Consider the following 24,963-nt stretch of genomic DNA (forward strand, 5'->3'; position numbering starts at 1 on the left):
CGTAATGCTCGTGAGCGATGAAATCCGCATGCTATTTCCAAGACAACGACGAAATCAGCAGTTTCCGCGCTTGCGAACGGAGGAACGATCAGGCACAGTGGCCGCGTGGCCAACCGCGACCGGAACGCGAGCGTTCCCCTCGATGCCGCCTCCAAGGCGATCATCGAGCAGCTCCAGGAGGACGGGCGCCGCCCGTACGCCGCCATCGGCAAGGCCGTAGGCCTGTCCGAGGCAGCAGTACGGCAGCGCGTCCAGAAGCTGCTCGACCAGGGCGTGATGCAGATCGTCGCCGTGACGGACCCGCTCACCGTCGGCTTCACCCGCCAGGCGATGGTCGGCATCCGGGTCGAGGGCGACATCGAACCCGTCGCCGACGCGCTGGCCGCCCTCGACGAGGTCGACTACGTCGTCTGCACCGCAGGCTCGTTCGACCTCCTGGCCGAACTGGTCTGCGAGGACGACGAGCACCTGCTCGAACTGATCAACAAGCGCATCCGCGCGCTTCCCGGCGTGCGGAGCACCGAGAGCTTCGTTTACCTGAAGCTCCGGAAACAGACCTACACCTGGGGCACCCGATGACAGCCGACCCGGCGCAGAAGGACCTTTCCAAGACCGCCTACGACCACCTGTGGATGCACTTCACCCGCATGTCGTCGTACGAGAACTCCCCCGTGCCCACCATCGTCAAGGGCGAGGGCACGTACATCTGGGACGACAAGGGCCGGAAGTACATCGACGGCCTGGCCGGCCTGTTCGTCGTGCAGGCCGGTCACGGCCGCACCGAGCTCGCCGAGGTCGCCGCCAAGCAGGCCAAGGAACTCGCGTTCTTCCCGATCTGGAGCTACGCGCACCCCAAGGCCGTCGAGCTGGCCGAGCGCCTGGCCAACTACGCCCCGGGCGACCTGAACAAGGTCTTCTTCTCCACCGGTGGCGGCGAGGCCGTCGAGACCGCCTGGAAGCTCGCCAAGCAGTACTTCAAGCTGACCGGCAAGCCGACCAAGTACAAGGTCATCTCCCGCGCCATCGCCTACCACGGCACCCCCCAGGGCGCGCTGTCCATCACCGGTCTCCCGGGCCTGAAGGCCCCGTTCGAGCCGCTGGTGCCGGGCACCCACAAGGCCCCGAACACCAACATCTACCGCGCCCCGCACTACCTGGAGGGCCCCGACGGCACCGTCGACCCCGAGGCGTACGGCCGCTGGTGCGCCGACCAGGTCGAGGAGGCCATCCTCTTCGAGGGTCCCGAGACCGTCGCCGCCGTCTTCGTCGAGCCGGTGCAGAACGCCGGTGGCTGCTTCCCGCCGCCGCCCGGGTACTTCCAGCGCCTGCGCGAGATCTGCGACCGCCACGACGTGCTGCTGGTCTCCGACGAGGTCATCTGCGCCTTCGGCCGCCTCGGCACCATGTTCGGCGCCGACAAGTTCGGCTACGTGCCGGACATGATCACCTGCGCCAAGGGCATGACCTCGGGCTACTCCCCGATCGGCGCCACGATCATCTCCGACCGCATCGCCGAGCCGTTCTACAAGGGTGACAACACCTTCCTGCACGGCTACACCTTCGCCGGCCACCCGGTCTCCTCGGCCGTGGCGCTCGCCAACCTCGACATCTTCGAGCGCGAGGGCCTGAACCAGCACGTGCTCGACAACGAGTCGGCGTTCCTGGGCACCCTGAGCAAGCTGCGCGACCTGCCGATCGTCGGCGACGTCCGCGGCAACGGCTACTTCTACGGCATCGAGCTCGTGAAGGACAAGGTCACCAAGGAGACCTTCAACGACGAGGAGACCGAGCGCGTGCTCTACGGCTTCCTCTCGAAGGCCCTCTTCGACAACGGCCTGTACTGCCGCGCCGACGACCGTGGCGACCCGGTCGTCCAGCTGGCCCCGCCGCTGATCTCCGACCAGTCGACCTTCGACGAGATCGAGCAGATCCTGCGGACCAGCCTCACCGACGCGTGGGCGAAGCTCTGATCCCCTGAGCCCTCCTTCCCACCCTCCGCCGAAGGGCGGTCCCGCACCTCGCGGGGCCGCCCTTCGGCGTCCGCGCCACCGCCCCCGAACATCACAGTCGTACGACCAAACATGCCTGAATGCGGGTGATTTGCCCGTGATGGCCCAGAGCGCCGCAACCGCGACCGGTCCCGGTCGTTCTAATCTGACGACTGTCATATCCCTGCGGCCACCCAGGATGGAACCTCATGTCAGCGGCACCGCCTGACAACGACGTGCTGTGGGCCCGAGGGATCGTCAAGTCCCACTACGGCACCCCCGCGCTGCGCGGCATCTCCATCGGCGTCCGCGAGGGCGAGGTGCTCGCCGTCACCGGCCCGCGCGGCTCCGGCAAGAGCACCCTGCTCGGCTGCCTCTCCGCCCAGCTCGCGGTCGACGAGGGCGAGGTCTGGTTCAACAGCTCCCCCGTTCACACCCTCGGCCGGGCCGGCCGCGAACGGCTGCGCCGCGACCGCTTCGGCTTCGTCGGCTCCGAACCGCACCTGGTGCCCGAGCTGACCGCCCGTGAGAACGTCGCCCTTCCGCTGCTGCTCGCCGGCGCCGGCCACAAGGCCGCCTACACCGCCGCCGACGAGTGGCTGGAACGCCTCGACGCCGGCGACATCGCCCGGCACCGCCCCGACCGGCTGGTCCGGAGCCAGTGCCAGCGGATCGCCGTGGCCCGCGCCCTCGCCCCGCTGCCGCCCGTCGTATTCGCCGACGACCCCACCGCCCCGCTGCACCGCGAGGCCGCCGACCAGGTCCTGCGGATACTGACCAGCGCGGCCCGCTCGCACCAGCTCACCCTCGTCCTGGCCACCCACGACCCCGAGTTCGTCCGGTTCGCGGACCGCGCCGTCGCCCTCGTCGACGGACGGCTCACCGCCCCCGCCGCCCCCGTCCCGCGCGGCACCCCCGTTCCGGGCACGGCCGGTGCATCCGCCGTCACGGCCACGCGCCGGTGACGGCGCCGAGCCGCTGAAAGAGTCGACGTGTTCTACCTCCGTCTGGCCCGGAGCTACCGGGTGCCCGACCTCGGCCGCTGGCTGCTCACCGCACTGACGGCCGCCGTCGTCTCCGCCTTCCTGCTGCGCTCCCTCGGCCGTGCGCTGAGCGACCCGACCAGCGGCGCCGACGCGCTGGTGCGACTGCTCTGGTGCCTGCCCCCGCTCGCCGCCGTCGCCTGGTTCGCGGCCGTCGCCGCCCGCTCGGTGCCCGCCCGGCGGCCCGAACGGATCGCAGGCCTCACCGCCGCAGGGGCCGGCTCCCGGCGGATCCGCGCCCTGATCGCGGGCGAGGTCGCCCTCGCCTGCACCCTCGGCAGCGTGCTCACCCTGCTGCTCTTCCTGGTGCTGCGCAACGACATCGCCGGGCCCTCGCTCGCCCCCGACCTCGGCATGGGCGTACCGCTGCCCGCCGCCGCGCCGGTCACCCTGCTCGCCCTGGTCCCGGTCACCGCCGGCATCGCCGCCGGCTGCTCGGTGCCCGTCGCCGAGACCCTGCCCGGCGGCCGCACCCACGGCCGCACCGGCTTCGGCCCGCTGCGGATCGCCGTACCGATCGGGCTGGTGGTGATCGGCGCCGCGCTCGAACTCATCGCGCTGCGACCCGGCGCCCCCGCCGACGGCCGTCCGATCCACCTGCCCGCCGGGCTCGGCACCACCAGCACCGCCGCCCTCGGCGGCTGGGCCGCCGGCGCGCTCGGCCTCGCCCTGCTCACCGGTCCGCTGCTCGCCTGGACCGGTCGGCTGCTCGCCGTCGGCCGGCCCACCCCGCTGCGGCTGCTGGCCGGACGCGGCCTCACCGCCCAGGCCCGTCGGCTCGGCCCGCCGCTGGCCGTCCTCACCCTGGTCGTCGCCATGGTGCTGACCACCGTCCGCTACTGGATCGGCACCCCCGACAGCGCCGACGCGTTGCCCGCCGTCGAGGCCTGCCTGGTGCTCGGCTGCGCGGCCGCCGCGGTGATCGCCCGGCTCGCCGAGGTCCGCACCGACCGTCGGGAGGTGACCGAAGCGCTGCTGCGCCTCGGCACCTCGCCCCGACTGCTGTTCGGCGCGGTCGCGCTGCGCACCCTCGCGGTGGGAACCACGCTGCTGCTGACCGGCGGGGCGACCGCCGCGCTGGCGGCCGCCGGACTGCGGTAGGGCGCCTGTCAGCTCACCGGCTCAGGCCGCCCGCTCAACCCGCCGCGGCGAGCTGGCCGCAGGCGCCGTCGATCTCCTGGCCGCGGGTGTCGCGGACGGTCGTCGGCACGCCGTGCGCCTGGAGCCGGCGGACGAACTCCCGCTCGTCCTCCGGGCGGGAGGCCGTCCACTTGGAACCCGGGGTCGGGTTCAGCGGGATCAGGTTGACGTGCACCCGGTGGTTCTTGATCAGTCGGCCGAGCAGGTCCGCCCGCCACGCCTGGTCGTTGATGTCCTTGATCAGCGCGTACTCGATGGAGATCCGGCGGCCGGACTTCTCCGCGTAGTTCCAGGCCGCGTCCAGCACCTCTGCGACCTTCCACCGGGTGTTGACCGGGACCAGCTCGTCGCGCAGCTCGTCGTCCGGGGCGTGCAGCGACAGCGCCAGGCGGCAGCTGAGGCCCTCGTCGGCCAGCCGGTTCATCGCCGGGACGAGGCCGACGGTGGAGACGGTGATGCCGCGCTGGGACAGGCCGAAGCCGTCCGGCGCCGGGTCGGTCAGCCGGCGGATCGCGGCCAGCACCCGGTTGTAGTTGGCCAGCGGCTCGCCCATGCCCATGAAGACCACGTTGGACAGCCGCGCCTCGCCGCCCTGGATCTCCCCGGCCTTGAGCGCGCGCATTCCGGCCGCGATCTGCTCGACGATCTCACCGGTGGACAGGTTGCGGGTCAGCCCGGCCTGGCCGGTGGCGCAGAACGGGCAGTTCATGCCGCAGCCGGCCTGCGAGCTGATGCACATGGTGACCCGGTCGGGGTAGCGCATCAGCACCGACTCGACGAGCGTGCCGTCGAACAGCTTCCACAGCGTCTTGCGGGTGGCGTCGTCGTCGCAGGAGACGTGCCGCACCACCGACATCAGCTCGGGCAGCAGGCTCTCGGTGAGCTTCTCCCGGCTGGCGGCGGGGATGTCCGTCCAGCTCGACGGGTCGTTCGACATCCGGCCGAAGTAGTGGTTGGAGAGCTGCCTGGCGCGGAACGGCTGCTCGCCCAGCTCGGCGACGGCCTCCTTGCGCTCGGCGGGGCTCAGGTCGGCGAGGTGTCGCGGGGGCTTGGCGCCGCGCGGCGCGACAAAGGTGAGTTCTCCGGGCTTAGGCATGGTTGTTCCAGTGTCGCAGACGCGCGGAGGCCCCGGACGCCAGGCGTCCGGGGCCCGTACGGCACCGCGCTCGGATCCTCGGGTCAGCTTCCGACGAAGGCGGCCAGCAGCAGCCAGACCACCGGGGCGGTGGGCAGCAGCGAGTCCAGCCGGTCCATGATGCCGCCGTGACCGGGCAGCAGGGTGCCCATGTCCTTGATCCCGAGGTCGCGCTTGATCATCGACTCGCCCAGGTCTCCCAGGGTCGCGGTGACCGCGGCGCAGCCGCCCAGGATCAGGCCCTGCCACCAGCTTCCGCCGTCGATGATCAGCTGCATCAGCAGGGCACCCGCCAGCATCGACAGGCCGATGCCGCCGGCCAGGCCCTCGCGGGTCTTGCCGGGGCTGATCGTCGGGGCCAGCTTGGTCCTGCCGAACTTGTAGCCCACCGCGTAGGCGCCGGTGTCGCTGCAGATCGTGACGATCAGGAAGAGCACGATCCGCTGGGGGCCGTCGTCGGCCGCCAGCATCATCGCCACGAAGGTCGCCAGGAACGGCACGTAGAAGGCGGTGAACACCCCCGCCGTTATGTCCCGGAGGTAGTTCTCCGGCGGCTGGGCCATCCGCCAGACCATCACCGCCAGCCCGGTCAGCGCCAGCGAGGCCGCGGCCCACTGGACGCCGGCCCAGTAGCCGCAGGCGACCATCGCGACGCCGCCCACCACCAGCGGGACCAGCGGGGCCTTGATCTGCTTGCGCTCGGCGAGCCGGGTGGTCAGCTCCCAGCTGCCGACCGCCACCGCGGCCATCACGACGAACAGGAAGAGCGCCTTCACCACGAACAGCGAGGCGACGATCACCGCGCCGAGGCCCACCCCCACGCCTATGGCGGCCTGGAGGTTACGGCCGCCGCGCTGCTTGCGCGGCTCCGGCTGCGGGGCGGGCTGGGCGGCCACTGGTGTCTCCTGCCCTGGATGGGACGACGGCACGAAGGGGGGCTGCCCGGCCGCCCGGTGGCTCTGCGGCGGCGCGGGATGCACCGGAGCCCCCGGGTGCGGCGGGACACCGTGGCCGGGGGTGGAGGGGACGTCGTCGGCTATCGCGCGCAGCACGACCGTCTCCGTCACGCCCGGCGGCGCCGGCTCGGGCTGCTCGTCCCGGAACAGCGGGCCACCGGGTCGGCCGGCCTCCCGGGGCCGGTCCGCGGCCGGGTCGGCCGACCGGTCGGGCGCCGACGGCCGTCCGGGCCCCGCGTGCCGGCCGGGGGCCGGCGGCCGTCCCCGGTCCGGGTACCGGCCGGGCGCACCGGGGTGCGGGCCGGGATCGGCCGGTACGGGAGGAATGACCTGAGTCTCCTCCGCGTCGCCGCCCCAGTACACCGGAGGCTGCTGCGAGGGATCCGAACGGAGGCCCTCGTCCCCCGGGACTCCGCCCGGCGCACCCTGGTGGGCGGCGGCGCGGCCGTCCGGATGATCGGGGTGTCCCGGGAGGAGCCGGCCCTGGCCCGGCGCCGACTGCTCGCCGTACCCCGGCGCCGGGTGGGCCGGGGTACGGGGCGCCTGCGGCTGCGGCGCCGGGCGGTAGGGCTGGAACTGCTGGTCGGACGGGCCCCAGTAGCCAGGGGCGTCAGGGGCGTCGTTCATCAGACCTCGAGCAGCTCGGCTTCCTTGTGCTTCAGCAGCTCGTCGACCTGGGCCACGTACTTGGCCGTGGTGTCGTCGAGCTCCTTCTCAGCGCGACGGCCGTCGTCCTCGCCGACCTCGCCGTCCTTGACCAGCTTGTCGATGGCGTCCTTGGCCTTGCGGCGCACCGAACGGATCGAGACCTTGGCGTCCTCGCCCTTGGTCCGGGCGATCTTGATGAACTCCCGGCGGCGCTCCTCGGTCAGCTCGGGCAGCACCACCCGGATGATGGAGCCGTCGTTCGACGGGTTGACGCCCAGGTCCGAGTCGCGGATCGCCTGCTCGATGGCCTTCAGGGCGGTCTTGTCGAACGGCGAGACGACCGCCATCCGGGGCTCCGGCACCGAGAACGAGGCCAGCTGGTTGATCGGCGTCACGGCGCCGTAGTACTCGGCGACGATCTTGGCGAACATCGCCGGGTGGGCACGGCCGGTGCGGATGGCCGCCAGGTCGTCCTTGGCGACGACGACGGCCTTCTCCATCTTCTCCTCGGCTTCGAGGAGGGTCTCTTCGATCACTGTGATCTCCCTGTCCGGTTCATCTGCTGTTGTCCCGACCGGTGTCGGCATCGGGGCCGGTCGCGGCGGACGCCGTCCCGTACGGCTGGCTGCTGCTCAGGCCCGGACAGAATCCTGGCTGATGAGTGTGCCGATCTTCTCACTCTTCACCGCACGCGCGATATTGCCCTCCGCCAGCAGTTCGAAGACCAGCATCGGGAGGTTGTTGTCCTTGCACAGCGTGATCGCGGTGAGGTCGGCGACCTTGAGGTCGCGCGCGATGACCTCGGAGTACTCCAGCGCGTCGAACTTCACCGCGTCCGGGTTGGTCCGGGGGTCGGAGTCGTAGACGCCGTCCACGCCGTTCTTGCCCATCAGCAGGACGTCCGCGTGGATCTCCAGGGCGCGCTGGACGGCCGTGGTGTCGGTGGAGAAGTACGGCATGCCCATACCGGCACCGAAGATCACCACACGGCCCTTCTCCAGGTGCCGGACGGCGCGCAGCGGCAGGTACGGCTCGGCGACCTGGCCCATGGTGATGGCGGTCTGGACCCGGGTCTCGATGCCTTCCTTGACCAGGAAGTCCTGCAGCGCCAGGCAGTTCATGACGGTGCCGAGCATGCCCATGTAGTCCGAGCGGGCCCGGTCCATGCCGCGGACCTGCAGCTCCGCGCCACGGAAGAAGTTGCCGCCGCCGATGACCACCGCGACCTCGGTACCGGCGCGGACGACCGTGGCGATCTCGCGGGCGATCGCGTGCACGACGTCCGGGTCGACGCCGAGCCCGCCACCACCGGCGAAGGCCTCACCGGACAGCTTGAGCAGCACCCGGCGGCGCGAGCCCGCCTGCGGGTCCTGCGCGGTCTCCTGCGTCTCCTGCATGGACTTCTCCTTTTTGCACCTGCTGGCTCACAGGCCTGGGTGTGCGGATACCCGGCCTGCGCGTACACGCGAGGAGGCCACTGCCGCGGGAACCGGTTCGGTGTCCTGCACGGCAATGGCCTCCTCGTCGTTCATGGTGCCGAAGCGGCCCGCCCATGGACGGTTGGCGCTGGGTGAGCCCGTTCGGCGTTCCGCCCGCCCCGGTCAGCGGGCGGGGGCGGTTCCCAGCCTAGAGGGACCGGGAACCAGGTGGAACGTGGCTCAGGCGCCGACGCGGAAGCGGGCGAAGCGCTTGAGGCTGACGCCGGCCTCGTCGAGGACCTTGGCGACGGTCTTCTTGTTGTCCTTCGCGAAGGCCTGCTCCAGGACGGAGTTCTCCTTCACGAAGCCGGTGACGCGGCCCTCGACGATCTTCGGCAGGGCGGCCTCCGGCTTGCCCTCCTCGCGAGCGGTGGCCTCGGCGACGCGGCGCTCGTTCTCCAGCTCCTCGGCCGGGATGTCCTCGCGGGACAGGTACTTCGGCGCGAAGGCGGCGATGTGCTGCGCGACGTCCTTGGCGACCTCGGCGTTCTCCTTGTCCAGCTCGACCAGGACGCCGACGGCCGGCGGCAGGTCGGGGCTGGTCTTGTGCAGGTAGACCGCGACGAAGCCGTCACCGTCGAACTGGGCGAAGCGACGGAAGACGATCTTCTCGCCCAGGGTCGCGTTGGCCTCGTCCACGAACTGCTGGACGGTCTTGCCGGCCTCGATCTCGGAAGCCAGGGCGGCGTCCAGGTCGGCCGGGGCGCTCTTGGCGACGTGGGCGGCGATCGCGTCGGCGACCTCGACGAACTTCTCGCCCTTGGCGACGAAGTCGGTCTCGCAGTTCAGCTCGACCAGGACGCCGGACTTCTTGTCCTCGGCGATCAGGGCGGCGACGGCGCCGTTGGAGGCGTCACGGCCCTCGCGCTTGGCAACGCCCTTCTGGCCCTTGATGCGCAGGAGCTCGACGGCCTTCTCGACGTTGCCCTCGGCCTCGTCCAGGGCCTTCTTGCAGTCCATCATGCCGGCGCCGGTGAGCTCACGGAGCTTCTTGACGTCCGCGGCGGTGAAGTTCGCCATGGTGTGAATCTCTTCTCGCGTCTCGCGTGTCTGCGTGGGGATGCGCCGGGACCGATGGTTCGGCCCCGGCGCGGGAGAGAGGGGCACCTGCCGGTGTCGTACCGGCGGGTGCCCCTCACCCTTGGTACGTCAGGCCTGCTCGGCCGGCGCCTCGGCGGCGGGAGCCTCGGCGGCGGGGGCCTCCTCGGCCTTCTTCTCGCCCTCGATGAGGTCCTTCTCCCAGTCGGCCAGCGGCTGGTCGGCACCCGGCTCGGCCTTGGTGTCGCCCTTGGCGACACCGGCGCGGGCCTTCAGGCCCTCGGCCACGGCGTCGGCGATCACGCGGGTCAGCAGGGTGACGGAGCGGATCGCGTCGTCGTTGCCCGGGATCTTGTAGTCGACCTCGTCCGGGTCGCAGTTGGTGTCGAGGATGGCGACGACCGGGATGTTGAGCTTCCGGGCCTCGCCGACCGCGATGTGCTCCTTCTTGGTGTCCACGATCCAGACAGCGCTGGGGACACGCTGCATGTCGCGGATACCGCCGAGGGTCTTCTCCAGCTTGTCGTGCTCGCGCTGGAGGACCAGGAGCTCCTTCTTGGTGAGGCCGGAGCCGGCCACGTCCGAGAAGTCCAGCTCGCCGAGCTCCTTGAGGCGCTGCAGACGCTTGTAGACGGTCGAGAAGTTGGTCAGCATGCCGCCGAGCCAGCGCTGGTTCACGTAGGGCATGCCCACGCGGGTGGCCTGCTCGGCGATGGCCTCCTGGGCCTGCTTCTTCGTGCCGACGAAGAGGACGCTGCCGCCGTGGGCAACGGTCTCCTTGATGAACTCGAAGGCGCGGTCGATGTAGTTCAGCGACTGCAGCAGGTCGATGATGTAGATGCCGTTGCGCTCGGTGATGATGAAGCGCTTCATCTTCGGGTTCCAGCGGCGGGTCTGGTGACCGAAGTGGACGCCGCTCTCCAGCAGCTCCCGCATCGTGACGACGGCCATGGCCGTTCTCCTCAGGTGTTACGGCCCGGCTGCGGCGGTCCCGCGGGGGTTTCCCGTTGGGCGGTCGCCTACGGCCGGGTCAGGCTCGGTTTGTCCGTGGCGGCCAGGTGACAGCCACGCCTGACGCCCCGAACGTGCCGAGCCGCTTCAGCCCGCTCGGTCCGGGGACCGGTCGGGCTCGGCGGACCGAGCGGCACTCGCACCTGGCGGGGCTGCGGACGAACCGCGTCCGACCGCCGGTGGCGGGGCGTGCGAAGTCGACCCGGTGGACCGGGTCGCGTGTGAAGTGTACGGGAAGCACCGAGCGGCGAGCGACTTCACGGGCGCCGGAAGGCCCGCGGCCGGGCTACGACCGGGCTGCTGCTGGGACCGCTGTGGGGCTGCCGCCGTGCTGTGGAAGGCCGGCGGGGAGCCGGCGGAACGACTGCGGCGGGCGGGGCCGCGGAGGTGGGGCCGCGGAGTGGGGAGAGCGGTGGCCGACTGGTCGGCGGTCTGCCCGTGGACCCGTCCTCGTATGCCGTTTGTACACCGGATGGCGGCGTCCGTACACCCGTACGGGGGATGACGGACGGGCGTGGGGGCGGTTTGTCCACAGGAATCCGGAAGTGGGTGGTGTGGGAGGCGGGGTACGACCAGCCTCGGGGCATGACTGGGCGCAGTGGGGTTCGAGGTGGGATCCGAAGCGGGATTCGGCGGGCGTGCACCGGGGTGGTGGCGGGGGTGGCGCTCGCCCTGGTGGGTGTCGTGGGGTTGCCGGGGCCCGGGTGGGCGGCCGGGGATGGTCCGGGTGGCGCTTCCGGCCGGGGTGCGGCACGGGCCTGGCCGGTGGGCGGGCCCGACGGGCTGTTGGGGCGGTTCGAACCACCGGCGAAGCCCTGGGCGGCCGGGCACCGGGGCGTGGACCTCGCCGCCGAGCCCGGGGCGGAGGTACGGGCGGCGGCCGCCGGGGTGATCGCGTTCTCCGGGCTGGTGGCGGGGCGGCCGGTGGTGACCGTCGCCCATCCGGGCTCCGGGACTCCCCCACTGCGGACCACCTACCTGCCCGTCACCGGCACCCTCCCGGTCGGCACCGCGGTGGCCGCCGGGCAGGTGGTCGGGCGGCTCGCCCCGGACGGGCGGCACTGCGGAGCGCGCGACTGTCTGCACTGGGGGCTGTTGCGCGGCGGCCGCTACCTCGATCCGCTGGCCCTGCTCGGTGCCGGCCGGGCCCGCCTGCTGCCGCTGGGCGGCCGAGGGGCGTAATGGGGTGGCCGGTCGAGGCCCGGGGCCCGGCCGCGGTTCAGCCGCGGTCGAGGCCGTGCAGCGCCAGGGCGACGGCGGCGTCGGCGATCGCCTCGGCGGACTCGACCGGGCAGCCCCCGCGGTCCCCCGCGGCGAACTGCTCGGCCCGGCGGACGGCCGCCTCCACCACTCCCTGCAACAGGGCTGCGGCGAGCCGGGGCTGCTCGTGGCCGAGATCCTCCAGGGCCCGGACGACCAGCCCGACGAGTCCCGCGTGCGCCGCCCGGATGCGCTCGCGCGCGGCCTCGTCGAGTTCCACCGCCGAGATGGCCATCACCGCGCGGTGCCTCGGGTCCCCGGCCAGGGCAAGTTGGCCCCGGACGTATGCCTCGATCCGCCCGGCGGCGGTGTCGCAGCTCGCCATCCCGGCCTCGATTTCGGCCGCCCAGAGGGGGAAGTCGACCTCGCACAGCGCTTCGACGACGGCGGCGCGGGAACGGAAGTACTCGTAGACCGAGGAGCGCGCGAGCCCGGTGCGGGCCGCGAGGGAGGGGAAGGTCAGGGCATCCATGCCGCCCTCGACGAGCAGGGTGCGGGCAGCGTCGAGGAGGGCTGCCTGCTGCAGCTGGCGATGCTCGGCCACCGTGGCCGCTCGGATCTTCGGCACGCTCCCACTGTACGGAGCCCTACCTGCGGCCGATACGGCGCCGCGCATCAGGGCGAGGGCGGGCCCGCCGGGCGGCCCGGGCGCCCGCTACCGGATGTCCGAGAGCTTGGCGCGCAGCTGGAGGACGGACTTGGTGTGGATCTGACTCACCCGGCTCTCCGTCACCCCCAGCACCTGTCCGATCTCGGCGAGGGTGAGGCCCTCGTAGTAGTAGAGCGTCACCACGGTCTTCTCCCGCTCGGGGAGGGTGTTCACCGCCTGGGCCAGCAGTCTGCGCAGCTCGCGGTCCTCGGCCACCTCGACCGGGTCGTCCGCCCCGTGGTCCTCCAGGGTGTCCATCAGGCTCAGCCGGTCGCCGCCGTCACCCACCGGGTGAAGCAGCTCGTCCAGGGCCACCACGTTGGCGAGCGACAGCTGACTGAAGATCGCGTGCAGGTCCTCGATCGCGATGCCCATCTCGGCCGCGACCTCGGGATCGTGCGGCGTCCGGCGCAGCCGGGCCTCCAGCGTCGCGTACGTCCGCTCGACGGCCTTCGCCTTCTGTCGCACCGAGCGGGGGATCCAGTCCAGGGCGCGCAGTTCGTCGATGATCGCGCCACGGATGCGGCTGATCGCGTAGGTCTCGAACTTGATGGCGCGGTTGATGTCGAACTTCTCGATCGCGTCGATCAGCCCGAAGACTCCGGAGGAGACGAAGTCGGCCTGCTCCACGTTGGAGGGCAGACCGACTCCGACCCGGCCCGCCACGTACTTGACGAGTGGTGAGTAGTGCAGGATCAGCTGCTCCCGCAGCCGCTGGTCGCCGGTCTCCTTGTACGAGCGCCAGAGCTCTTCTAGCGCGCTGCGCCCCGGGGCGCCGGTGTCCCGGGCGGCCGAGGCCGCCCCCTCGGCCCTGCCCTCGCCGGCCCGTTCCCGGCGGGGCCGGGAGACGGGTGGGGAGGTGGCGTCCGGCACGGGGGCGCTCGACGGCAGCCCGGGGGCGCGTTCGGCGGCCGCACCGCCGGGCACGTCCGCCTCGGCGACCGCCCCGGCAGCGTGGGGCGCCCCGGCGCCGGGCGCCGGCTCGGCCTCCGGTGCCGCGCCGGCGGGAACGGCGCCGGCGCCATGGGCAGCGTCCGCACCAAACGCGGCATCAGCGCCGGGCGCGGCGTCGATGTCCCTGGCCGTGTCGGCCGGCTGTCCCGGCACCACCGTCGGCCGGCCGCCCTGGCGCGACAGGCCTCCCATCGTTCCCGCCGACTTCGGCGGGAACTCGGTCACGGGGCGCCGCTCGGTCCGCGGCCCTCCCGAGGACCGGGCGCCACCGGTCGCTCTGTGTCCGGGAATGTGTGTGGGCATACGTTGGTCTGCGCCGTTCTGCCGAGTCATGTGCTGATAGGGAAGGCATGTGGAGCGTAGCGTGACCGACTCACTGCAAAGCGCTACCGCCGCTCGGTCGTCCCCCGATCCGGTGGCCTTGGCCCACCGGATCCGGCCACACGAGCGGAAGAACCGGATCAGCAGGTCAGCCGGACCGTCCCGGCCCGCTTCCCCCGGGCGCACCCGTGTTCGCTTCTCCGACGATCACTTCCTCCGCACCAAGCGCCAGTGCGCACCGTGCCGCTCCACGAAGCCGAGGGAGACCAATTCATAGAGCCGCTGCAGGACTTCGTCCGGCGGGAGCCCGGACTGGCGGGCCAGTCGCTCGACCGGAGCGCCCTCCGCCGTGGCCGGGACGGCCTCCAGCACTCGGGCCACCGCCGGCTCCAGCAGATCCCGCGGCAGCACCGGGCCGCTGCGCTGCGGAGCCAGGTCGTCCCCGATCGCACCGACCAACTCGGTGATCTCGGTCGCGTCGGTGACCAGCGTGGCGCCGCCGCTGCGGATCAGGGCGTGCACACCGGCGGAGAGCTCCGATGTGACAGGGCCGGCCACGCCCATGGTGTGGCGGTTGAGGTCGCGCGCCCGTCTGGCCGTGCTCAGGGCTCCGCTGCGCAGGGCGGCCTCGACCACCACGGTGCCCCGGGTCAGCGCCGCGATGACCCGGTTGCGGAGCACGAAGCGGAAGCGGTTCGGGTGCTCCCCGGGCGGGAGTTCGCTGACCAGCAGGCCCTGGACCCCGATCCGCCGGATCAGTGCGGCGTTCCCCTTCGGGTAGGCCACGTCGACCCCGCAGGCGAGCACGGCGACGGTCATCCCGCCTACGGCCAGCGCCCCGCGGTGGGCCGCCGCGTCGATCCCGTACGCGGCCCCGGACACCACGACCCAGCCGCGCTCGGCCAGTTGGGCCGACAGCTCGCCCGCGACGTGGGCGCCGTAGGCCGTGCAGGCCCGCGAGCCCACCACCGCCACCGAGCGGAGGGCGAGCAGCCGCAGTGAACCGGTGCCGGTGGTCCACAGCCCGACCGGGCGTCCGTCGCCCAGGTCGTCCAGTTGACTGGGCCATTCGGTGTCCCCCGGAATGATGAAGCGTCCACCGGCGTCCCGTACCCGTTTCAGGTCGTCCGCCGGGGCCGGGCCCGGGAGCCGCGCCTGGTAGGCGGCCAGCCGGGCGGGATCCAGCCCGGGGTGGTCGGGGACGGCACCGTCCCGGATCGCCCGAACCACCTCCACGGCCGGGAGCTGGCCGAGCCAGCGGCCGACCACCGCGTCGCCCGGTTCGCTGAGCCGGCTGAGCAGGACCCGGGCGAGGCGCTCCGGTTCCTGCCCGGCCGACGGACCGGTGGCGCCCGCGCTTGCTGCCCACGGTGTCTGAGCTGCGTATCCCAACAGCTGGTTCATACCGCCTCCTCGTCGTTCACCGGGGGCTCCGTCCGTGCTTCGGGCCGGTCGTCGTCAGGGCCGCTCCGGCGCTGGGCCGGGATGCTCCCGGGCCGGCCGTGGACGCGCCCGGAGAATGGGGTTCCCTGCTCGACGCCGGTGCGCAGGACCAGAGCGGTGCGCACGTCCCTTTGGTCCGGCCGGTCGCGGCCGGCCAGATCGGCGACCGTCCAGGCGACCCTCAGCACTCGGTCCAGGCCCCGGGCGGTCAGCAGTCCCCGTTCCAGCTGGCGCGCGGCGTCGTTGAGCGCGCTGGCCCCGAGCTGCCAGCGGGTCCGCAGTTCGTGGCCGGGCACCTCCGCGTTGGTCCGCCAGGGGGTGTGCTTCAGCCTGGCCGCCGCGCGCTCCCTGGCGGCCAGCACCCGGGCCGCGACGGTCTCGGTGCTCTCCGCCGTGGCGTCCCGCTCCATGAGCTCGATCCTGGTCACCGGGGCGACCTGGACCTGAAGGTCGACCCGGTCCAGCAGCGGCCCGGAGAGCCGCCCTTGATACCGGCTCACCATGGCCGGGGTGCACTCGCAGCCCTCGCCCCGCCGCGAGTACCGCCCGCACGGACAGGGGTTCGCGGCCAGGCACAGGAGGAACCGGGCCGGGAGCCGGAGCGATCCGGCCGAACGGGCGATCACCACCTCGCCCGACTCCAGCGGTTGGCGCAGCGCGTCGAGCACCCGAACGGGGAACTCGGGCGCCTCGTCCAGGAAGAGCACGCCCCGGTGGGCGAGGGACACCGCCCCGGGTCTCGGCAGGCCGCTGCCGCCGCCGACGATCGCGGGCATCGTGGTGGAGTGGTGCGGGGCGCAGTAGGGCGCGGTGTCGATCAGCGGGCGCCCGGCCGGGAGCAGGCCCGCCACCGAGTGGACGGCGGTGACCTCCAGCGCCTCCTTCTGGGTCAGCGGCGGGAGCAGCGACGGCAGTCGCTCCGCCAGCATCGTCTTGCCCGCGCCCGGCGGGCCCTTGAGGTAGAGGTGGTGCCCTCCGGCGGCGGCGATCTCCAGGGCTCGCCGGGCCTCGTACTGACCCGCCACGTCGGCCATGTCGAGACGCAGCGTCCGCTCGTCGGGCAGACCCCGGACTCCCGCGCTGGGGAGCATCAGGCCCGCCATCAGCGGATCCGGTCGGCCGCAGATCGGGTCGAGCGGCTCCTCCGGTTCCCCCGCCCCGGTCAGCACGGCGACGAGCTGGCGCAGGCTGCGGACCCCGATCACCGTCAGCCCCGGAACGAGCGAGGCCTCGGGCGCCGTCTGCTCGGCGACCACGACCCGTTCGTACCCGGCGTCGGCGGCGGCCAGCACCGATGGCAGCACCCCGCGGACCGGCCGCACCCGGCCGTCCAGCCCCAGTTCGCCGATGAGCAGCAGGTCGGCGATGGAGGAGGGGTCGAGCCGCTCGGCGGCGGCCAGCACGGCGCAGGCCACCGCGAGGTCGAAACCGCTGCCGCTCTTGGGGACCGAGGCGGGGCTGAGACCGACGGTCAGCTTGCGCTGCGGCCAGGCCTCCCCGCTGTTGCAGACCGCGGCACGTACACGGTCGCGGGCCTCGGTGAGTGCCTTGTCGGGCAGGCCGACCAGGGTGAACGCGGCCACCCCGGGCTCCAGATCGGCCTGGACCTCGACGATCACTCCGTCGACCCCGACCAGCGCGACGGAACAAGTGCGGGCGAAGGCCATCTCAGACCACCCCCCGCAGGTGGTCGACCAGGGCCGCACCCCGCGCCCGGTTGACCACGGCGACCAGATCGATCCGCACCCCTCCCGGTGGGGCGGGCGGCCACTGCGGATCGGACGGCCCGGGGTCGTACCCGGGCCCGGCCAGCCGGGCGAAGTGCCCGGGCCAGCGCTCGGCCAGCCAGCGCTCGGCGAGCCGTTGCAGCCGGGCGGCCTTGGCCCGGTCGATGGCCTCGCTGGGCTGTTGGAAGCCCCGTTCGGAGCGGGTCTTCACCTCGCAGACCGCGACGGTGTCGCCGTCGAGGGCGACGATGTCCAGCTCGCCCTCGGCGCAGCGCCAGTTGCGGTCGAGGATGCGGAGCCCGGACTCCGCGAGGTGACGGGCGGCGACCCGCTCCCCGTAGCGGCCGAGGCCGCTCCTGGTGCTGCGGTCCGGCTCGGCTCCGCCGTCCGCCCCGGTTGCGGCCGCTTTCCGTACGGCCTGGTCCTGCACGATGGTGTTCTGCACGGTGACCACCTCCGCCGAGGAGGCTGCACCACCGCGCGCACCGGGGCCGGGAAATTCCGTTTCCCTGTGGATAACCCCGCCCTGTGGATAACTCTTGTCACCCGCAGGGGTGAGAAGGCCCGGTCCGGCGAAATTCGGCTGGACAACGCGGGACGGAGTCGTCCAACGTCAGTTCCCGAAGCCGGACTCGTCCGAGGGCAGCTCCAGATCGCTCTTCGCGAGTTCCTCGATGTTCACGTCCTTGAAGGTCAGCACCCGGACCTTGCGGACGAACCGGGCCGGCCGGTACATGTCCCAGACCCACGCATCCGCCATCGACACCTCGAAGAACACCTCGCCCTGGACCGAGTGCACCTGCAGCTCGTAGTCGTTGGTGAGGTAGAACCGTCGCTCGGTCTCGATCACGTACTTGAACAGGCCGACGACGTCCCGGTACTCCCGGTAGAGCTTGAGCTCCATCTCGGTCTCGTACTTTTCGAGATCTTCGGCACTCATCCAGGCGTCCCCTCAACTTGTCACGTCCACCCATTGTGGACCACCACACCCACGCTCAGAGCCGTACCGGATCGACCGGCGGGCCCTCCGCCAGCAGTCGGCCGAGGAAGTCCGCCAGGCCGGCCGGATAGACCGTCTCGACCGTCCCGCGCAGTTCCTCGACCGTCCACCAGCGCGCTGCGAGCAGCTGGGCGTGCTCGTCCTCGCCCATGCCCGAGTGGTTCACACCCGTCTCCGTGGTCCGGGCCAGGTGGAACCACTGCTCCTGTTCGTAGCGCTGTCCCTGAAAGGAGAACGACACCGTGCCGTACGCCACCAGGGGCCCCAGGTCCACACCCCGCAAGCCGGTCTCCTCCGCGAGCTCCCGCTCGGCCGCCTCGCGCACGTCCTCCCCCGGCTCCAAGCCGCCCCCGGGCGTGAACCACCACCTCTCGCCGGGCACCGCCGGGTCGGCGCCCAGGAAGAGGAGGATGCGGTCCAGCCCGTCCAGCAGCAGGATCCGCGCGGCCCTGCGACGCTGTGCCGTCATGGCAGCGCTCCACGCTCCTTCCGTTCGCATCGGTGGCGCTACCGATCCTGCCACCCGGCGTGTCCGTCCGGGGCGATGTTCGGCAGAGCGGCCCGGCGGGCGACGGCCGCGGTCAGGCGCTGCGCCCCCGGCGGATCCGGCGCGCCAGGCCCGCCATCCCGCCCACCGCCGAGGTCACGACGATCAGCGCCGCGCCCGCAACGCTCGCGTAGGCGGCCGGCTCCAGCGGCCCGGGCTCGCCGGCCTTCGGGCCCGCGAAGCCCTCGAAGGCCCTGGTCCGGTCCAGCAGGCCGGTCCGGCCGAAGGGCAACAGGGTGGCCTCGACCCTGGCCTCGACCTCGCTGGCCGGGACGGTCCCGCCGTCGACCTCCAGGTGGGTGCGGGAGTCGAGCGAGCCGACCCGGTTGTCGCCGAGCAGGAACAGCCTCCCCTGCGGCACCGTCACGCTGAACGACTCGCCCTGGCGGCCCTGGCTCGCGAGGTACGGCTCGTCCACCGGCTTTCCGTTGACCGTCAGCCGGTGGTCGTCCGCGGTGGTGGCGACGGTGTCACCGCCGACCGCGACCACCCGCTTGACCATGAGTTCCCCGCCCCAGGCCTGGTCGCGGAAGACCACCACGTCGCCCCGGCCGACGGCACCACCGTCGGTCTTGCGGGCCAGCACGGTGTCGCCGGCCTGGAGCGTCGGGTGCATCGAGGCAGTGGGGATCTTGTACGGCCGGTAGTCGACCGCGATGAGGGCGAAGCCGCCGATCATCATCATCAGCCCGAGTGCGAGCGCGACGCCCTGCAGCACCGCGGCGGGTCGGCGGCCGGGCCGGCCCGGCGCCTCCGGGTGGTCGGCCGACTGTTCCACGACACTGCTCATCGACACCGTCCACCTCTGGCCGACCGGAGAACACCACTGGCACGCCGGTGGCTCGGGCTCGAACGCCGACGGGCCGTGGCACGTCCGAGCAGATTACTCGTCGGTACCACGGCCCGCGCAAGAGTCGGGGACGACCAGGTGGAGCTCAGGACTCCTTCCGGCGCTCCTTCCGGTTCCGCACCCGACGCACCAGCGGAAGCAGGGCTACGGCACCCGCCGCACCGGCCACGGGAGGCGCGGCGGGCAAGGCCGCCGCCAGGCCACTCTGGTCGAAGGTGTCCGGCACCGGGAGCGTGGACCAGTGGCTCACCGGCCAGGCGACCACGAAGGCCCGCCCGATCACGTTGTCCACCGGCACCGTTCCGCCGCCCGGCTGGTCCATGTGGAAGCGGGAGTCAAGCGAGTCGGCGCGGTGGTCGCCCATCACCCAGATCCGGCCGTTCGGCACCTTCACCGGGCCGAAGGGCTGGGTCCCGCAGGGGGTGTTGCCCGAGTAGATGTACGGCTCGTCGAGGGCGACGCCGTTGACCTTGACCGGCCCGTCGTCCTTGCACTCGACGGTGTCACCGCCGACCGCGATGACCCGCTTGATCAGGTCCTTCTCATTCGCGGAGGGCATCAGCCCGACGAAGCTGAGCACGTCCTGCACCCCGCGGACGAAGGAGTTGCTGCTCTGCTGGGTCGGCTCGTCGTTCAGCCAGCCACCCGGGTCGTGGAACACCACGACGTCCCCGCGCTCGGGCTCGGATCCGAACCAGGGGGTCAGCTTGTCCACCAGGACGCGGTCGCCGACCTGCAGGGTGTTCTGCATCGACTCGGACGGAATGGAGAACGCCTGGACGAAGAAGGTCTTGATCACCAGCGCGAGGATCAACGCGATGCCGATCAGGATCGGCAGCTCCTTCAGGAAGGAGCGCTGCTTGCGCGGCCTGGCCTTGGCCTCCGAGTCCGTCTCGTCCACCTGCTCGCTCTCCGGCCGCCGCGGCTCCGAAGGACCGTCCGCCCCGGTGCCGTGCTCGTCGGCGTTCTGGGCGGCCGCGTCCTCGACCGCTGCCGAGGGTGCCGAGGACTCGGCGGCCCGGTTCACCCGGCCGCCCGGGCCCTCGGGTTCCCCGGCGCCTGAGCGGGCACCGATCACCAAATCCCCCACAACGTCTCCTCCCTGCTGTGCGGACGCCCGCGCGCCCGCGCTCAAAGTGCCGCACAGCGGGCACCACGCTCGCCAGGACCGTGAACGCCTCAGGGCTGCCCATGGCGGACTCCCCTGACACCAACCCGGCCTCGACGCACAGCCGGGACCACTCCCGGCCGCACCTGCACTTCTCTATCACTCCAGGGCATCCGGCTCGCGGTTCCACACGCGCTGTCCGGCCGTCCAACGGCCGGAGCGGCTCACTTCGGAGGCCGCCCCGGCCGACGAAAGACGAGCGGAAGGATGCCCAACACACCCATAACGAGCGGAGGTTCGGTTGGAACCGGCCCAACGCCCATCGATTCCGGCACAGTTCCGCCGGGCTGCGGCGACGCCGCGAGAGAGGAGAGTGAACTCGGTTCATCGAGTTGATGGAAGCGGCCCAGCGGCCAGGCGATCACGAACGCGCGACCGACCACGTCGGCCAGCGGGACGGTGCCCTGCCCCGGATTCCCCATGTGGAAGCGGGAGTCGGCGGAGACGTCCCGGTGGTCACCCATGACCCACAGGCGCCCCTTCGGCACCGTCACCTTGAACGGCTGCCGGGAGGGCGGGTTGCCCGGCGCGAGGTACGGCTCCTCCACCGGATGGCCGTTGACGGTGAGCCGTCCCTGCGGGTCACAGCACTCGACGGTGTCCCCGCCGACACCGATCACGCGCTTGATCAGGTCCTGCTCGTTGTCGGACGGCAGCAGTCCGACGAAGGTCAGGGCCTGCTTGGCCCCGCCCACTACCGGGCCGTCGTGGGACGGCTTGCGATCGCTCTCCAGCCAGCCGCCCGGGTCCTTGAACACCACCACGTCGCCGCGCTGCGGCTCACTGCCGAACCAGGGGGTCAACTTGTCCACCAGCACCCGGTCCCCGACCTGGATGGTCTGCTCCATCGAGCCCGAGGGGATCACGAACACCTGGACCATGAAGGTCTTCATCACCAGTGCCACCAACAGGGCCACCAGGATGATCAGCGGGAACTCGCGCAGCAGCGAGCGCTTGCGCCGACGGGCCGCGCGCCGGGCACTGCGACGGCGTTCCGCGCGGCCGCGGACCGGCGCGACCGACCCGGCCGGCTCGGCGCGATCCGCGGAACCGACGGGCTCAGCGCCGGCCGGGTCCGCCCCGCCCTTCCCCGGTTCCCGGGCCGGGCGGTCGGCGACCCGCCCCCTACCCCTGGTCCCCATGACCACCCGTCCCCGCGACCGCGGTGAAGGCCGAGGGCCGGTCCAGCCCGGTCAGGCGCGAGAAGGGGTACACCACCCAGTCCGCCCGCCCGATCACCCTGTCCTCCGGCACGAAGCCGCCCCCGGGCTCCCCGAGGTGGTCGCGCGAGTCCCGGGAGGCGCTCCGGTGGTCGCCCAGCACGAACAGCTCACCGCGCGGCACCACGACGTCGAAGGCCACGTCGGACGGCGGGTCCCCTGGGGCCAGGTAAGCGGTCTCGTTCACCGGTACGCCGTTGACGGTGAGGGGCGCACCCGGGCCGGTGCTCCTCACCCGGTCGCCGCCGACGCCGATCACGCGCTTGACGTAGACCGTGTTCCCGGCCGGAACCAGTCCGAGGTCCCGGCCGACCGAACGCACGTTGTCCCAGAACCCCGGCTGCTCGGCCGACTCGGGGAGGAAGGAGCCCGTCCCGTCGAAGACCACGATGTCGCCCCGCCGGGGGTGGCCGCCGAAGGCGTAGGCGAGCTGGTTGGCGATCAACCGGTCGCCGGGCTTCAGCGTGTCCTCCATCGAGCCGGAGGGCACCGTGAACGGCCGGGCGACGAACGCGTTCACCAGGAGCAGGGCCACCAGGCAGATCCCGGCCAACAGCAGCAAGTCCCTGGACCGCGAACGCCCGGGCTCGGCCTCCTCGCCCTCGTCGCCCTCCTCCGCCGCCTCGGGCCGGTCCTCGGGCCGGTCCTCGGACTGCTTCTCGGGGCGGTCCTCACCCTGCTCAGGCACCGAGCCGTCGCCTGGCGGCAAACCCTCTCCCGGCCCTGGACGGTCGCCCGGCACTCCGCCGCCCGGCACCGCGCCGCCGTCCGGCGTCGCTTCCCGTTCCGGGGGCGGCTCCAGCCCGGAAACGACCGCGGACCGCGACAGCGAGTCCGCACCGGTGGGTGCGGGACTGCCGTCGCGGTCCGCGGGTGGTTCTTGCGTGCTCATCGGGCGCTGAGCTTACCTTGCGGTGGCCCGGCCCTTCTGAGCGCTCCGATCCCCCGGCGTGGCCGAGGGCCGGTGGATCAGCGGTCGCGCTTCTCCTTGATCTTCGCGGCCTTGCCGCGGAGGTCACGCAGGTAGTACAGCTTGGCGCGGCGAACCGCACCGCGGGTCACGACCTCGATCTTCTCGACGACCGGGGTGTGCACCGGGAAGGTGCGCTCCACGCCGACGTTGAAGCTGACCTTGCGAACGGTGAAGGTCTCACCGACGCCGGCGCCGTGGCGGCGGATGACGACGCCCTGGAAGACCTGGACACGGGAGCGGTTGCCCTCGATGACCCGGACGTGGACCTTCAGGGTGTCACCGGCGCGGAAGGCCGGGATGTCGGTGCGCAGCGAGGCCGCGTCGACAGCAGCGAGCTTGTTGCTCATGTTGCTCTCCATCGCAGGCGCCACGGGCCGCCCACGGAAGTTCGTCACAATGGGGTCTGCTGCGGGCCGCATCGGCTGACGGCGATCCCCCCGTGGCGGGGGCGCCGGTCCACGTGATCCCTACGGAAGGGAACCAGCGACAGACAGCAGCCGCCTATTCTTCCACACCACCGGCCGTGGACCGAAATCGCCCGAGCTCCTCGTCCCAGGCCAGGCCCAGGACGCTGAGCGCCGCCCGGTCCTTCTTGTCGAAGGCGCCGTACTGCCAGCGCCCGACCAGGTCGGGCCGGTTGGCCAGGGTGCGAGCGAAGGCCTGCTCGCGCCGCCAGCGGGCGATCTTGCCGTGGTTGCCGCTGAGCAGCACGTCCGGCACGGTCCGGCCGCGCCATTCGGCGGGCTTGGTGTAGACCGGGCCCTCCAGCAGGTCGGCCATCGCGCCGGGAGCGAAGGAGTCGTCCCGGTGGGACTCGGCGTTGCCGAGCACGCCGGGAAGCAGCCGGGCGATCGCCTCGACCATCACCAGCACCGCGACCTCGCCGCCGGCCAGCACGTAGTCGCCGATCGAGGCCTCGACCACCGGCATGCGGGTGGCCGCCTCCTCGATCACCCGGCGGTCGATGCCCTCGTACCGCGCGGGGGTGAACGCCAGCCAGGGTCGGCCGGCCAGCTCCTGGGCGAGCTCCTGGGTGAACGGGCGCCCGCTCGGGGTGGGCACGACCAGGGTGGGCACCTCGCCCGCCGGGCCGCCGGCCACGACCGCGTCCAGCGCCTCGCCCCACGGCTCGGGCTTCATCACCATGCCGGGGCCGCCGCCGTACGGGCTGTCGTCCACCGTGCGGTGCACGTCGTGGGTCCATTGGCGCAGGTCGTGGAGGTGCACGTCCAGCTGGCCGCGGGCCCGGGCCTTGCCGACCAGCGAGATGTTCAGCGGCTCCAGGTACTCGGGGAAGATCGAGACGACGTCGATCCGCATCCCGGACCGGACGCCAGGGGCAGCGCCGACACCCGCATCGGCACCAGCACCAGCACCAGCACCAGCACCGGCGCCCTGCCCGGCGTCCGCGCCCTGCCCCGCGTCCGCGTCCCGACCGGTGCTCCCGGGGGTCTGCTCGACGGTCACTCCGACTCCTCCGGCTCCTCCGACGCGGTGCCGACGACCTCGGCCTGGTCGGGATCGATCAGCCCGGCCGGCGGGGTGATCACGGCCCGCTGGTTCTCCAGGTCGATGGTCGGCACGATCTGGGTCACGAAGGGCACCAGCACCTCCGTCCCGTCGGCCTTCCTCACCGTGAGCAGGTCCTGGTACGGCAGGTGGACGACCTCGGTCAGCTCGCCGACCGGGGTGCCGTCGAGCAGCACCACGTCGAGGCCGATCAGCTGGTGGTCGTAGTACTCCTCCGGGTCCTCCGGACGCTCCTCCGGGTCGACCTCTGAGATGAGCAGGGTGCCCCGCAGCGCCTCCGCCGCGTTGCGGTCCTTGACGCCGGCGAAGCGCAGCAGCAGTCGGCCGCTGTGGACCCGGCCGGACTCGACGGTCAGCGGTCCGGCCGAGGCGGGATCGGTGAGCAGGACGGCACCGGGGCCGAGCCGGAGTTCCGGCTCGTCGGTGCGGACCTCGACACTGACGTCCCCCCTGATGCCGTGGGCGCGGCCGATCCTGCCGACGACGAGCTGCACGGTGATCGTTCTCCTGGAGTTGCTGAGCGAGAAGGCTGAGACAGGTGTGCGCTGACACGGGCGAGCAGGGACAGCCAGCAAAAAAGGCCGACCGGGACGACATGCGTCCCGGTCGGCCTCAAGCCCGACGGCTGAACGAGCAGCTGCGTCAGCGAATGTTGTCCACGTCGACCAGGTCGACCCGGACGTTGCGACCGCCGAGGGCGCCGACCACGGTGCGCAGTGCGCGCGCCGTGCGGCCGCCCCGGCCGATCACCTTGCCGAGGTCATCGGGGTGCACCCGCACCTCGATGGTGTTGCCCCGACGCAGGTTGCGCGAGCGCACCTGCACCTCGTCGGGGTGCTCGACGATGCCCTTCACCAGATGGTCGAGGGCGTCCTCGATCACGA

26 protein-coding genes are annotated in these 24,963 nt (G+C 72.3%); 5 read left to right on the forward strand and 21 right to left on the reverse strand.

Annotated elements, in window-relative coordinates:
- Positions 1–105 precede the first annotated feature (105 nt).
- The 4 genes from ACFV1W_RS16870 (at position 106) to ACFV1W_RS16885 (ending at position 4,132) form a co-directional block, all read left to right on the forward strand.
- Positions 106–579: an Lrp/AsnC family transcriptional regulator gene (locus ACFV1W_RS16870; RefSeq protein ID WP_030243538.1), complete on the forward strand. Its 474-nt coding sequence runs from the start codon at positions 106–108 to the stop codon at positions 577–579.
- Positions 576–1,970, forward strand: a complete 1,395-nt coding sequence (locus ACFV1W_RS16875; RefSeq protein WP_380417250.1) for an aspartate aminotransferase family protein — start codon at positions 576–578, stop codon at positions 1,968–1,970. Before ACFV1W_RS16870 ends, ACFV1W_RS16875 begins: the two co-directional genes overlap by 4 nt.
- 227 nt (positions 1,971–2,197) lie before the next feature.
- Positions 2,198–2,953, forward strand: coding sequence for an ABC transporter ATP-binding protein (locus ACFV1W_RS16880; RefSeq protein ID WP_380417252.1), 756 nt, complete (start codon positions 2,198–2,200; stop codon positions 2,951–2,953).
- Positions 2,954–2,980: 27 nt separating this feature from the next.
- Entirely contained in the window at positions 2,981–4,132 is a 1,152-nt protein-coding gene (locus tag ACFV1W_RS16885) for a hypothetical protein (protein ID WP_380417254.1), read from the forward strand.
- 34 nt (positions 4,133–4,166) lie between these two features.
- Here ACFV1W_RS16885 and rlmN read toward each other — a convergent pair whose 3' ends face one another.
- From rlmN to rpsB, 6 genes are all read right to left on the reverse strand, one after another.
- On the reverse strand, positions 4,167–5,267 hold the full coding sequence (gene rlmN / locus ACFV1W_RS16890; protein WP_380417256.1) for a 23S rRNA (adenine(2503)-C(2))-methyltransferase RlmN: 1,101 nt from the start codon (positions 5,265–5,267) through the stop codon (positions 4,167–4,169).
- An 83-nt stretch (positions 5,268–5,350) separates the two neighbouring features.
- Positions 5,351–6,625, reverse strand: a complete 1,275-nt coding sequence (locus ACFV1W_RS16895; RefSeq protein WP_380417351.1) for a phosphatidate cytidylyltransferase — start codon at positions 6,623–6,625, stop codon at positions 5,351–5,353.
- A gap of 263 nt (positions 6,626–6,888) precedes the next feature.
- Entirely contained in the window at positions 6,889–7,446 is a 558-nt protein-coding gene (gene frr, locus ACFV1W_RS16900; RefSeq protein ID WP_380417258.1) for a ribosome recycling factor, read from the reverse strand.
- Positions 7,447–7,542: 96 nt separating this feature from the next.
- Positions 7,543–8,307 (reverse strand): UMP kinase, encoded by a 765-nt coding sequence (pyrH, locus tag ACFV1W_RS16905; RefSeq protein ID WP_148642763.1) that lies wholly within the window; start codon positions 8,305–8,307, stop codon positions 7,543–7,545.
- 261 nt (positions 8,308–8,568) lie between these two features.
- Positions 8,569–9,408 (reverse strand): translation elongation factor Ts, encoded by an 840-nt coding sequence (gene tsf / locus ACFV1W_RS16910; RefSeq protein WP_380417260.1) that lies wholly within the window; start codon positions 9,406–9,408, stop codon positions 8,569–8,571.
- 129 nt (positions 9,409–9,537) lie between these two features.
- Complete coding sequence (rpsB, locus tag ACFV1W_RS16915) at positions 9,538–10,377, reverse strand: 30S ribosomal protein S2 (protein ID WP_270143734.1); 840 nt, start codon at positions 10,375–10,377, stop codon at positions 9,538–9,540.
- An 825-nt stretch (positions 10,378–11,202) separates the two neighbouring features.
- Here rpsB and ACFV1W_RS16920 point away from each other — a divergent pair.
- Positions 11,203–11,619, forward strand: a complete 417-nt coding sequence (locus tag ACFV1W_RS16920) for a peptidoglycan DD-metalloendopeptidase family protein (protein ID WP_380417262.1) — start codon at positions 11,203–11,205, stop codon at positions 11,617–11,619.
- 37 nt (positions 11,620–11,656) lie between these two features.
- Here ACFV1W_RS16920 and ACFV1W_RS16925 read toward each other — a convergent pair whose 3' ends face one another.
- From ACFV1W_RS16925 to ACFV1W_RS16995, 15 genes are all read right to left on the reverse strand, one after another.
- Entirely contained in the window at positions 11,657–12,241 is a 585-nt protein-coding gene (locus ACFV1W_RS16925; protein ID WP_380417353.1) for a TetR/AcrR family transcriptional regulator, read from the reverse strand.
- 111 nt (positions 12,242–12,352) lie between these two features.
- Positions 12,353–13,219, reverse strand: coding sequence for an RNA polymerase sigma factor WhiG (whiG, locus tag ACFV1W_RS16930; protein ID WP_380417355.1), 867 nt, complete (start codon positions 13,217–13,219; stop codon positions 12,353–12,355).
- 609 nt (positions 13,220–13,828) lie between these two features.
- Positions 13,829–15,025, reverse strand: coding sequence for a DNA-processing protein DprA (gene dprA / locus ACFV1W_RS16935; RefSeq protein WP_380417264.1), 1,197 nt, complete (start codon positions 15,023–15,025; stop codon positions 13,829–13,831).
- Positions 15,022–16,731: a YifB family Mg chelatase-like AAA ATPase gene (locus tag ACFV1W_RS16940; protein WP_380417266.1), complete on the reverse strand. Its 1,710-nt coding sequence runs from the start codon at positions 16,729–16,731 to the stop codon at positions 15,022–15,024. Before ACFV1W_RS16940 ends, dprA begins: the two co-directional genes overlap by 4 nt.
- A 1-nt stretch (position 16,732) precedes the next feature.
- The gene (locus ACFV1W_RS16945; RefSeq protein ID WP_380417268.1) at positions 16,733–17,236 is read right to left on the reverse strand and encodes a YraN family protein; all 504 of its coding nucleotides are present in this window, start codon (positions 17,234–17,236) and stop codon (positions 16,733–16,735) included.
- A 168-nt stretch (positions 17,237–17,404) separates the two neighbouring features.
- Entirely contained in the window at positions 17,405–17,731 is a 327-nt protein-coding gene (locus ACFV1W_RS16950; protein WP_030056781.1) for a DUF2469 domain-containing protein, read from the reverse strand.
- A gap of 55 nt (positions 17,732–17,786) precedes the next feature.
- Positions 17,787–18,260, reverse strand: a complete 474-nt coding sequence (locus tag ACFV1W_RS16955; protein ID WP_380417269.1) for an NUDIX hydrolase — start codon at positions 18,258–18,260, stop codon at positions 17,787–17,789.
- Between the two features lie 112 nt (positions 18,261–18,372).
- Complete coding sequence (gene lepB, locus ACFV1W_RS16960) at positions 18,373–19,128, reverse strand: signal peptidase I (protein WP_380417271.1); 756 nt, start codon at positions 19,126–19,128, stop codon at positions 18,373–18,375.
- A gap of 145 nt (positions 19,129–19,273) precedes the next feature.
- Positions 19,274–20,278, reverse strand: a complete 1,005-nt coding sequence (gene lepB / locus ACFV1W_RS16965) for a signal peptidase I (RefSeq protein ID WP_380417273.1) — start codon at positions 20,276–20,278, stop codon at positions 19,274–19,276.
- A gap of 242 nt (positions 20,279–20,520) precedes the next feature.
- Positions 20,521–21,261: a signal peptidase I gene (gene lepB, locus ACFV1W_RS16970; RefSeq protein ID WP_380417274.1), complete on the reverse strand. Its 741-nt coding sequence runs from the start codon at positions 21,259–21,261 to the stop codon at positions 20,521–20,523.
- Positions 21,262–21,481: 220 nt separating this feature from the next.
- On the reverse strand, positions 21,482–22,264 hold the full coding sequence (gene lepB / locus ACFV1W_RS16975; protein WP_380417276.1) for a signal peptidase I: 783 nt from the start codon (positions 22,262–22,264) through the stop codon (positions 21,482–21,484).
- 281 nt (positions 22,265–22,545) lie between these two features.
- A complete protein-coding gene (rplS, locus tag ACFV1W_RS16980; protein WP_030243502.1) occupies positions 22,546–22,896 on the reverse strand; it encodes a 50S ribosomal protein L19 in 351 nt (116 codons plus the stop codon).
- 154 nt (positions 22,897–23,050) lie between these two features.
- The gene (gene trmD / locus ACFV1W_RS16985; protein ID WP_380417357.1) at positions 23,051–23,869 is read right to left on the reverse strand and encodes a tRNA (guanosine(37)-N1)-methyltransferase TrmD; all 819 of its coding nucleotides are present in this window, start codon (positions 23,867–23,869) and stop codon (positions 23,051–23,053) included.
- Between the two features lie 143 nt (positions 23,870–24,012).
- Positions 24,013–24,573 (reverse strand): ribosome maturation factor RimM, encoded by a 561-nt coding sequence (rimM, locus tag ACFV1W_RS16990; RefSeq protein WP_030287979.1) that lies wholly within the window; start codon positions 24,571–24,573, stop codon positions 24,013–24,015.
- Positions 24,574–24,721: 148 nt separating this feature from the next.
- The gene (locus ACFV1W_RS16995; RefSeq protein ID WP_030056773.1) at positions 24,722–24,961 is read right to left on the reverse strand and encodes an RNA-binding protein; all 240 of its coding nucleotides are present in this window, start codon (positions 24,959–24,961) and stop codon (positions 24,722–24,724) included.
- Between the last annotated feature and the right edge of the window lie 2 nt (positions 24,962–24,963).

The organism is Kitasatospora sp. NPDC059648, assembly GCF_042734825.1.
Taxonomy (GTDB): domain Bacteria; phylum Actinomycetota; class Actinomycetes; order Streptomycetales; family Streptomycetaceae; genus Kitasatospora.